The sequence below is a fragment of the Bacillus sp. TH50 genome, from assembly GCF_016650565.1.
Lineage (GTDB): Bacteria > Bacillota > Bacilli > Bacillales > Bacillaceae_G > Bacillus_A > Bacillus_A mycoides.
The window spans coordinates 2,111,024-2,122,047 of sequence record NZ_JAEKFM010000007.1 but is presented as its reverse complement, the minus strand read 5'-3'; the positions used below and the strand labels follow the sequence as shown (position 1 = coordinate 2,122,047).

At 31.2% G+C, this 11,024-nt stretch carries 8 protein-coding genes and 1 pseudogene; all 9 read right to left on the bottom strand.

Annotated elements, in window-relative coordinates; all coding sequences use genetic code 11:
- Window positions 1-12: 12 nt before the first annotated feature.
- The 9 genes and pseudogenes from JFU23_RS27895 to JFU23_RS27860 all read right to left on the bottom strand — a co-directional run bounded on the left by JFU23_RS27895 (window position 13) and on the right by JFU23_RS27860 (window position 10,834).
- The gene (locus JFU23_RS27895; RefSeq protein WP_201033283.1) at window positions 13-1,266 is read right to left on the bottom strand and encodes an MFS transporter; all 1,254 of its coding nucleotides are present in this window, start codon (window positions 1,264-1,266) and stop codon (window positions 13-15) included.
- Between the two features lie 1,103 nt (window positions 1,267-2,369).
- On the bottom strand, window positions 2,370-2,987 hold the full coding sequence (locus JFU23_RS27890) for an SGNH/GDSL hydrolase family protein (protein WP_137057945.1): 618 nt from the start codon (window positions 2,985-2,987) through the stop codon (window positions 2,370-2,372).
- Window positions 2,988-3,141: 154 nt separating this feature from the next.
- Window positions 3,142-4,173, bottom strand: coding sequence for a VanZ family protein (locus JFU23_RS27885; protein WP_201033282.1), 1,032 nt, complete (start codon window positions 4,171-4,173; stop codon window positions 3,142-3,144).
- Window positions 4,174-4,335: 162 nt separating this feature from the next.
- Window positions 4,336-4,467, bottom strand: a pseudogene (locus tag JFU23_RS31270) (Fic family protein); the annotation flags it as partial.
- A gap of 89 nt (window positions 4,468-4,556) precedes the next feature.
- Entirely contained in the window at window positions 4,557-5,714 is a 1,158-nt protein-coding gene (locus JFU23_RS27880; protein WP_201033281.1) for an acyltransferase family protein, read from the bottom strand.
- Between the two features lie 142 nt (window positions 5,715-5,856).
- Window positions 5,857-6,372, bottom strand: coding sequence for a transglycosylase SLT domain-containing protein (locus tag JFU23_RS27875; protein ID WP_201033280.1), 516 nt, complete (start codon window positions 6,370-6,372; stop codon window positions 5,857-5,859).
- An 895-nt stretch (window positions 6,373-7,267) separates the two neighbouring features.
- A complete protein-coding gene (locus JFU23_RS27870) occupies window positions 7,268-8,581 on the bottom strand; it encodes a D-alanyl-D-alanine carboxypeptidase family protein (protein WP_307838454.1) in 1,314 nt (437 codons plus the stop codon).
- 487 nt (window positions 8,582-9,068) lie between these two features.
- Window positions 9,069-10,151 carry a HAMP domain-containing sensor histidine kinase gene (locus JFU23_RS27865; RefSeq protein ID WP_201033277.1) on the bottom strand — a complete coding sequence of 361 codons (1,083 nt, stop codon included), beginning with the start codon at window positions 10,149-10,151 and terminating at the stop codon, window positions 9,069-9,071.
- Entirely contained in the window at window positions 10,148-10,834 is a 687-nt protein-coding gene (locus tag JFU23_RS27860; protein WP_201033275.1) for a response regulator transcription factor, read from the bottom strand. The genes JFU23_RS27865 and JFU23_RS27860 overlap by 4 nt, the downstream gene beginning before the upstream one ends.
- Window positions 10,835-11,024 lie beyond the last annotated feature (190 nt).

Genomic DNA, 11,024 nt, shown 5'->3' with positions numbered 1-11,024 from the left:
AAAATCTTCCCTTCAAAAATTATTTGCTCTTATAGGTTCGTGTTTATGTTTAGCCCATAAATATTTCTGCATTGAAACTCCAATTACTCCAATGATAACAAGCCCAATCCCTCCATAAACATAGAGTTGAGTTACTCCAAACAAATGCACTAATGGGCCACTCATAGCAGGAGAAATAATTAGAACTGCATTTGTTAAACTGCTTTGAATACCAAATACTCTTCCTACTTGATCTTGATCGGATTCTATTTGTAAAATGACTTGATTAGATACAAGCATCAGCCCACTTCCAATACCAGCGATAAAACTAATTAAATAGGCCAAAACGAAGACCGTACCGGGCGTTATCAAACCAATCCCCCAAAAACCAATTCCCATTAAAACCATACCTCCACATACTACCCAGCCATATTGAAATTGTTTTAATTTCTGAGTTAGTAATGCACCAAGGATTCCGCCAAGACCAATAATAGAAATGATATATCCCATTTTACTTTTATCATGTGGGAATAAGCTCTTAAATAAAGTTGGGAATTGTGAGTCTACTAATTGTAATACTGCCATGGCTATTGTAACGAAAATCATAGTTGATAATATTATCCGATTAGATAACACATAACCCCATCCTTGTACCCAAGCGGTCCAAGTACTTTGTTTTTGCTTTTCAACAAATTCTTTCGATATAGTTTCTTTAAATTTTATTGTGGGTATCAGAACTAAGGTAGCTAATAAACAACTTACAGCTCTTATAATGAGGCAGAACTCTGGTTGAAACCAGCTCAGCAACATGCCGCCTATAAGTGGGCCTACTATCTTGGTACCCTGCTCTACTATTCCGTTGATACTTACTGCTTTAGTAAGCAAATCCGGGGATACAATCTGTCTTGTTAGTGTTTGCTGTGCAGGATAATAGAAAACAATAAAAATGGAACGAATCATTAATGCCACTAAGAGCCAGAGGATATCTTGTACAAATAAAAGAGCAATTGTTATTAGACCAACCATTAGATTACAGAACATCATAATTGGAATTTTTCTAAAACGATCTGCAATAACACCTGCCCATGAGCCAAAAATAATTCCAGGAAGTGCATATGCAACAGGAATCAATCCAATCATGGTAGGATCTACTTCCCATTCAAACCCAACTATAGTCATAATCGCTAACATATCAATAAAAACACCAAGCATAAGCAATGAATAGGCAGAGAAAACTTGTAAATAAACCCTATTTCCTAATAGGCCTTTTGAATCGGTAGTTTTCATAAAAGCAAGCTCCTTAGGTTACTAATATAAACGCTTTTGCGTATAAGGTACCCCTTTATTAAACCTAATTAATCATTATAGATATTTCACCTAGAATTTAACTTCGTTAAAACCTAGACTAATCTCAAGGTTTCGTATTTTTAAAATAGTCAGATAAATTAGAGTACACCTATTTCTTCATTTTTATATCAACTGTTACAAAATAGACCTTTGCCTTACACTAAAAACAGCTAAACATTACCTTAATATAACCATTTACAGTTGTTTGCACATTCAATTCACATCCTTTTTAAAGTTGGCTTTTTTCTATCTCAAATACTATCACACAAATATTTCACCTACTATATTCATAAAGTTGAAATATTTGAATCAGAAAATTCGGATAAAAAACTAAATCCACAAATCATACCAAACAATTATTTAGTTATATTGTCATTTTATAGATGGCTTTAACCATAAGGATATCAAGAATTAAGTTTTTTAATTTTATTAACATAATAGTTTATAGAGACTATAAATCCTACTAAATAAAAAGGTACATATACAATAAAGTATATGTACCTTTCCTTATCCTACATATTTTCTATTAAAATTAATTCCAATAACTAAAGTAGATATTAAAAATATAATACTAACAATTACTAATGTACTCATAACAAAGATTGAATAATATAGTATTGAAACTTTTACATTTACTACCTATTTAATTTATTGGACATTACTGCTTCAAAAAAATTACACATTATACGCAATCGGGATAAATCCCCAAAATATGATTTGACTATGTTATTATATAATATTGTTATGAATCTCTTGTAAAATATAATATATTTTAAGATAATGTAACATCAGTTTTTCTATAAAAGAACTCAATTTTTATGCAGTACGAATTTATTTAGTAATATAATATATATTAATTTAGGTATAAAAATGTTTAAAGATCACCTATTTCCGTAGGTGATCTTTCCTTGTGATTCTGCATTTGTGCACTACTGTAGAAATATATCGTAGATACGCTTTGTTTGCTAAGTTTTTAGTTCTCTCCATCTACTAAAAAACATAGCTTAGTACAATTAATATCGTATTCGTTAAATTGCAAACTATTATTCTGCCTTCTGTACAGGCAAACTACTAAAAATCAATTCAGCAACTTTTACATATCCTTTTGAGTTCGGATGAATTAAATCCGTAGACCAAAGCGTATTGTCATTAACTAAATGATGATTCCAAACGTCAACATGATGAAGCTTATACTCTCTACTCAGTGAAAGTATAACTTCATTTGCCTCTAATAATTGTTCTTTTAATACTTGTTTTTTTTCAGAAGGAAATGGAAGCCTAACAGTAAAATCTGGAAGGTTTGCTATAATAATATCAGCACCAGCTTTACTTAATGTATCTATCATAAATTCCATATCGTTCTTATATGCTTGATGATTCCAACGTCCTTTTAAAACATCGTTTGCACCTGCAATTAGACTAACCAAATCTGGATTAAAAGTTAATGCCTTTTCCAATTGCTGCGAGCGAATTTCTTTAGTTACTAACCCACGCTTTGCAAAATTAGCATACTTTAAATCGTTTACACACAGTTGAACAAAATGATTTACCCAGCTTTTTAATGCTATTCCCTCAACTTCATCCCCTATCCCCTCGGTAAAACTATCACCAATCGCTACAAATCGCTTCCACATATATAGTCCCCCTTTTTTGTTATTCATATCTACACTATACAATAGCCCACAGCCTAATTGTTCTTCTTAAATGTTTTTCAATTTCAATTTCAATTTCAATTAAATTCCATAGGAGATTTTTTAAATGAGCAAGACAACTCGATTAAACTATTTCACATGAACAAAAACATGAAAATCTACGTTATCTTCTCGCAGAAATAGGTTGAGACCAACTATCTTTCCCATTATCATTTAAGCGTACTTGAAAAACATAAATAGGTTGAGAAAAACCTTTTGAATCAGCGTGGTAATCTATATTATAATCTGTAATGACTAATGTATCACCTGCTTTGAAAGATATTATAGGATCAAAGTCTCCTTGTTTTAGTTTTTGAAATGCTTCTTTGGGAGACAGAATTTCGACATCTCGAACATGTTCTTTTTTTGTAACTAGCTCATTGTCATCAGGAATTTTTGTGATTTTCTCTTTGTAAACAGGCATTTTTTCACCTTCGTCTTTTAACTCTATTGATGTTTTTATAGTGACATCAGACATATCTGTTTTTGTAATGGGATCTAAAGGCATATTCCCAAATTCCTTCATTTGATACGAAATCATTATTCCAAGTGCAACAAAACTTACTGTAATCGGAAGAAATAAATATTTGGTCATTTGTGTATCTGTTTCTTTTTTCTTCAACAATATAAGAACTATATTTAACATAGAATATCCTAACATCATTCCTAAAGTATTATGAATTAAATCGGCTAGTTCCATACTTCCACGTTGCATTGTAAATTCAAGGATTTCAATCAATAAACTTGCTATAATTGAGCTGATTAACATCCATTTTGTTTTTTGAAAAACATTACTAAATAAAGGTAATAAAATTCCTAACGGAAAAAGCATACCTATATTCACAATGATATGGAAAAAAGAAGAAAATGAAAAGGTATTCCATGCTTTTTTATAAACACTAAGTACATCAAAGTCAATTGTTCTTGCGAAAGTTATATCATCTGGACGACCAAATGAAGTGGCTGATAATACAAGGGAATAATATCCTATTATCAATATAAATAATATAACTTGTTGTACGGTAAATTCCCCCCCTCCTTTACATACCTTTTTGTATACTACAAAGTAGCTAAAAACAAAAATGAGTAGTAACAAGAATGTGAGTTGTATTGTAGGAATTGCAAAGGTAACAAGTAGTTCGGAAATAAAATTCATTTTACACCTCTGTTTTTACGAATAAAATATTCAATAGTTTTATATAACATTTTAGATATAGATAGCGATGTGTTGTTACCCCTAATAATTATTAATACAGAATTAAACCTGTATACATTGAGCATTTCTTCCTCTTGAAACCAGCTTTATTTGACCAAGCAGCTACAAGGAAACTAGCGTTTTACTAATTATACTTTCGGTTATGTCTGGAAAAACATTACGAAGATTCTCTTTAGTAAGAGGATTTTGGGAGTTAAGTATAAAATTAAAAATTCGTTCAATTTTAGTATATTTATATAGAATCCATAATTTACCGATTCCTAATATATTTAGGAATCGGTAATATTCGTATATTTAATAAAGAAATAATATCCCTTTAAGTATTACACCTTTTTGGGGAAATTTGTTGTTCTTTGTTTTGCCCAGTTGATACATTTCTTTTCAATTAAATGATACGAAACTATAGAAAAAAGCATTGTCATTGAAATACACAAAGCAAGAAGGAAAAAGATAGGTATCTTTGTATACAAAAGTTTAAATAGTACCATCATGATTGGAAAATGACACAAATAGATACTGTATGAAATTTCTCCTAAGTATACAAATACACTCTTATTTAAAAATGCTTTCACTTTTAGGTTACTCATGGCCATTATTATAAATATACTAACACCGATTACGACACCCCAATCTTTTAATAAGAAAGTAGTATCATTACGGGAAAAACCATAAATTAAAATGGAATATAAATATAGAATAATCCCTAATGCAATAAGAAATCCTTTATTAAATTTTTTCATATTCCTATATAAGTAGATAAGCTTTTCCTGATGCTTAAAAAGTAACATTCCAACCATAAACATCGATGTGAAATGCAGTGTATCGGCATAACCATTATAAAATCCCTCTGCTTTCCCTATATGCAACATATTAAGGAAAACACTAATTAAAGAAAAACTCAAAGCAATTAGTATAGTTTTCTTCCAACTCAGTTTATAAAAAAGAAGGAATAACAACGGAAACACAATAGATATACGCATTTCTTGAGCCAATGACCAGATAACTGGATTATAATTTTCCGTAAAAAAATTATTAAGAAGCACAAAGTGGTTTATAATATCTATTTTTGTTATAGACCCTTGCCACCTATCATAGAACCAATCCCGTAGTCCAGCCACTTCATACGGCGAGAACAAAATAAATAAAGCAAAGGTAATGATTATCCAAAAATAATAAGGGATATAGATTCGTACAAAACGCTTAATTAAATATCCCCAATAATTTGTTTTTGAATGATAAAGTGCCATAGATAACACAAAACCACTGAGTACATAAAAAACGATTACAGCTTCCCCGCCAGCCCATAAAAACCTAAGCGGGGAAAATTTAATAGAATTAGGCAACGATGGTAGCATTAAACAAAAATGTCCAAATACCACTGTAAGTGCTGCTAACCCTCGTATGGAATCTAATTCTTTTATTCTCTTACTCATAAAATGTTCTCCTTGTAAATTGTAGATTTTACTGTTAATAAAGGCCACTATACTATTGTAGTGGGAGAATTATACATATTGTTTCTTTAAATTCCTAATATAAGCAGTACAAAGTCAATCTATGTATCTGTTTTAGGGAACTTTCGTATTTAGGTATAAGTTATACAATAATAGAAAGAAAAAAGAAATTTCATTCTATAAAATCGTATTGTCGTTTAGAAAACATTTTAAAACTGTTTTCTAACCCCTCGTTATAGTCTGTCTGCTTATTTGTCCATTGAACACCCTTATTCCCAGGCCACCCTGAGGTATTAGCAACATATTTTAATAGCTCTGGTCCTTTTAAATTTTGCTGTAAACCACGGTTATATGCATTTATCATATTAGATATTGCAATTCGAGTATTGGTTTCTGCATTTTTCAAATCTTCGTTCGTTAAATCTTTAGGTGCTAGTCCACCTCGATGAAGCTGAAACAGTCCAAATGATGTGCCCTGATCTCCAACTGCGTTTCGATCAAACTTACTTTCATGGAATGCAATAGATAAAGGAATCCATGGCGGTATACCATGCTCTATTGATATTTGTTGAATCGTGTCTCTTACTTTAACTCGGTTATTATGATGGTCATATACGTATTTTGTAAGATATAGCCCTCCTGTTAAAACTAAAATAAATACTCCACTTTTTATTAATGTCCCTCTCATCGACGTCACCTCACTTGTCAGTATCAAAGATTGTCACTAGTAATCCTATCTTTTTGGGATATTAACTCGTAATCATGTATCATTTTGTTATTCTTTGTTTCATTAATTACCGATTTTCAGGTGAAATTATTAGGGGGTTCCCTCCATATAACATTCGCTTTTATCACTTTCGGTACAATTTACTTTTGTATGGGAGAGCGTTTTCTCTGTATGGTACCGTACTTTTTTCTCGAATACCTTGCTTTTTTATTCGATTGAAATCAAAGAATAACTATATACATAGAGATACTTAAATTTCTTTAAAAAATTCATTTTCTGGCCTCCATTTCTTTATATAAATAATTTAAAATAAAATATTTAATAGAAAGAAAAGATTTTATTAAATTTTTATAAAAGTTAATAACAGAAATAAGTACCAGGTATCGATTTTATTTGTCACTTGATGGAATAATGAATGTGTTTTCATCATGTAACTTTATTAAACTAACCTTGCACCAGAATCCTTTGAGTCGAAGGATTCATAATAAAAGCCATCCTTTCTGTATATTTCTACAAAAAGAATAGCCTTTCTTGATTATATGGATATAAATTTATCTTTGCTTGATAGCGATTTGGTACTACCCCATCGCCATCAAGCTAACGAAAATGAGATATAAAACCGTAGAGAAATTTAGAAACCAAATATTTAATTAAAAGTTTTATGCTAGTAATACCCACAGTTACGATGAAACAAATTTGAGAATTAACGCAATCCTCAATTCCAAGCCCTTCACATAGGAATCTATAATACTTTAATCCCTTTTGTTTCAAGCTAATCTTTAGCCTTACCCTATAGATATAAATGGTATTGAGTATATCGTAAGAAATGGCTCCCACAAGGGGGGGGCTCTTAAAACTAACCTTTTACTATATCAACCGCACTATTCCACATACCGCTAAAGAAAGATCCTATTTCGCGCATTAAACGTGTAAACCAATTAGCTTGTTCTACTTCAGATTTTGTTACCAGGTCTACTTGTAATGATTTACCTGATAAGAACCCAGGATCTGTACTATCTTTAGGCGATATAATCATTTGACTAATTGTTACACCTTTTTTAATAGGCGCTTCTTGTTCGTTATTCGATACTTTAAATTCTTTTTTATATACGTCTTTGTTGCCCTTTGGCATTGGAAGTGAAACAGCTTGCTTCGTTTGAACAACCACATCTTTGTCCTTTGCATTTGCTACTCGTACTGTTTCATGCCCTTTAACTACTGAATCTTTTCCATAGACCTTCTTCACTTCAAAATTCGCAAATGCATAATCATATAATTTCTTTGTTTCATCAAAACGTGCTGTATGAGAGTTTGCTTTTATCACTACAGAGATTAGACGCATACCATTTCTTTCTACTGTACCAGTGAAACAATCTCCGGCTTCTGGAGTAGTTCCTGTTTTCAAGCCATCAACACCTTCGTATTGCTTAATTAAGCCTTTTAACATCCAGTTAAAGTTCGTCATATCAATCGGATACTTGCCACCCTTTTGGAATGTTTTTTTGGGGATTTTTGCTGTATCTAATATTTTCGGGAAATCTTGAATAAGACGTTGTGCTAAAATCGCACAATCTCTTGCGGACATTTTATTTTTCTCGTCTGGAGTTGTCCCTTCTGGGTGATGTCCTTTTAAATCATGGTTTGTTAAACCTGTAGAGTTTACAAATTTATAATTTTTCATTCCAAACTCTTTTGATTTATCGTTCATCATTTTCACGAAATTGACTTCTTTTCCAGCAATCTCTTCAGCTAAAGCAATTGTTGCACCGTTTGCAGAGTAAATTACCATTGCCTCATATAACTCTTTGACCGTATAAGAGCCACCATTTTCTAATGGAACGTTTGATAATGAGCGATCTTGCGAAATCTTATATGCATATTCAGAAATTTTAACTTTTTGATCCCATTTAAGTTTTCCTTTATCCACCGCTTCATGAACTAAGTATTCACTCATCATTTTTGTCATACTAGCAATTGCTAATAATTCATCTGCATTTTTTTGATATAAAATTTTTCCAGAATTTGCTTCTACTAAAATTGCTGATCCTGCTTCTACGTCTAAAACAGGGACTGTTTCCGCTGATGCTCTTCCAGATGTAACAACCATGCTACAAAATAGTGTAAGCACTGTTCCTATTGCAATAAATCTCTTGTAAAACATACCTTTCACTTCTGTTACCTCCAATATCTTTGTGCTCAAAAAAACGTTATTTTAACATAATCCTCCAAAAAATAGACAGTGCTATCAAATTCTATATACATATAAGACATTAGGACCACTTTCATATAGACCATCTCATCCCACACATATCCCTCTTTTTAATACCTTTGTATTTTTCAAATTGATTCGTACTTTCATATCTTTTAGGATTACACTTAATAGACAATCTAAGTAATACATTTGTTCCACATTTATATAAAATAAAACCAGTGTGTCCCGATGAAATATCGAAACACACTGGTTGCTAAATTTACTATCGTCTTTTCCATTGTTCATATCAATGAACTTCCCCTTTATTCTGTTAATTACTTTATAATAATAAAAAAATTAATTTGTCAGTATCATGTCTACTATGAATGGCCTACTTGAATTATTAACTTAAGAAGTTTCTTAAGTTTTAAAAAAGCTTATGGAACCTTTCATTCCATAAGCCATTCTATATGATCGGATGTTCAACAATAAAGGATATCCAATCTTCTTTATATTCTGCATGTATATTACCATTATGAAGTTCAACAATTCTTTTTGAGATAGCGAGTCCCAGTCCATTTCCTTGATTATCTTTTCTGGCCTTATCACCCCTGAAAAATCTCTCAAACAATTTATTTGGATCGCTAACAGGTGGTTTCTCAGCTTTATTTGATACTTTCAAAATTGCTTTATTATCTATTACTTCAAGACATATTGATAACTCGGATGGCTTCATGCTGTACTTTATCGCATTCATAAACAGATTTTCATAAACACGTACCATTTTTTCTACATCCATGAAAATAGGTATTGTTTCTTCCGTTATTGATTTTTGAACAATTAAACTTTCCTTTTCAAATATAGGAGTGTATTCTCCAACTATTTGCTCCAACAAACCTGATAAATCAACTTCATTAAGGTTTAACTTGGCATCGATGTCTGATAAATGGGTGTACTCAAATAGTTCATCCATTAGATATTTCAATCTCTGTGATTTTAAATAAGTGGTTTCGAGATACTCCTGTAATTGTGCTTTACTGTCGTATTGCCCTCTTTTTAATAAATCTACATAGCCGATAATAGATGTCAATGGTGTGCGTAAGTCATGAGATACATTGGTTATGAGTTCATTTTTTGTACGTTCCAATCGTCTTTCCTGTTCAAATGTATTCTCCAATTCCTTGGACATATAATTAATATTTTGAGCAAGTTGGGTCAATTCGTCTTTTCCCTCAATCTCAATTGTCAAACCCAGTTTTCCATTGGCAATATCATTCACATTATCAGAAATGAGCTTCAAATATACTATTTTCTTTCGAACCAATATTAAAAAAATGATTATAAAAGTAAAGATCGCTAACGTGAATATAAGAAATGTAAGCATATTATTGTCAAATGCACTAAGATCATCAAGATAGTGATTTAGAGTTAATGGTATTATGATATATATAAAAGTGAGGATTGTTAAACCAAACGAAACAAAAAAACTAACTGCAACAGCAACAAGAAGTTTTGTAATTATTTTATTTCTAAAACTAACACTCTTCATATTTTATATCCAATTCCCCAAACAGTTTTAATATAAATGGGATGTTTAGAATCCTCTTCAATTTTGTCTCTTATTTTTGTAATATGCACCATGACAGTATTATCCGATTTATAAAAAACATCTTTCCAAACTGCTTCATATATTTTTGCAACACTCAGAACAATCCCTTTGTTACGAGCAAGTAGTTCGAGTATATCAAACTCTTTTGGAGTTAGCCTTACTTCGGTGCCTCTTATCCATACTTGACGTGTATCTGTATTTACGGTCAAATCACCAATTTCTAGGATACTTTTATCATTATCTGTATTTGTATTATATTTTTTAAACCTTCTTAGTTGGGATTTTACTCTAGCGATTAACTCCAACGGATTAAACGGTTTTGATAAATAATCATCGGCACCAGAGGCTAAACCCTGAATTTTGTCTATATCCTCTGATTTTGCAGAAAGCATGATAATAGGCATATTTCGTTCTTCCCTAATCTTCATACACGCCTCAATGCCATCCATATTAGGCATCATAACATCCAAAATAATAAGATCGAATCGCTTTTCTTCTAACAGTTCTAACGCTTCAATAGCATCTTCTGTCTTTTGAGTTTTCAGACCTTCATTTTCCAAATATACAGAGATAAGATTTCTAATCTCTTTATCATCATCAACAATAAGAATTTTTGACTCCATATGATTCCTCCACAATTTTCTCATATTGAACAACTAAAGGCATAAGCAAGTGGTACATTTTTATCCTTCTTTTTGTAAACCTGCAATTGAAAGAACAAAAATAACATAATCGCTATAAAAGATAACGTCTTAAAATTTGTTCGAAATTTTCTTTAGATCCATTTATTATTAATATTTTTTCTTCTTCATT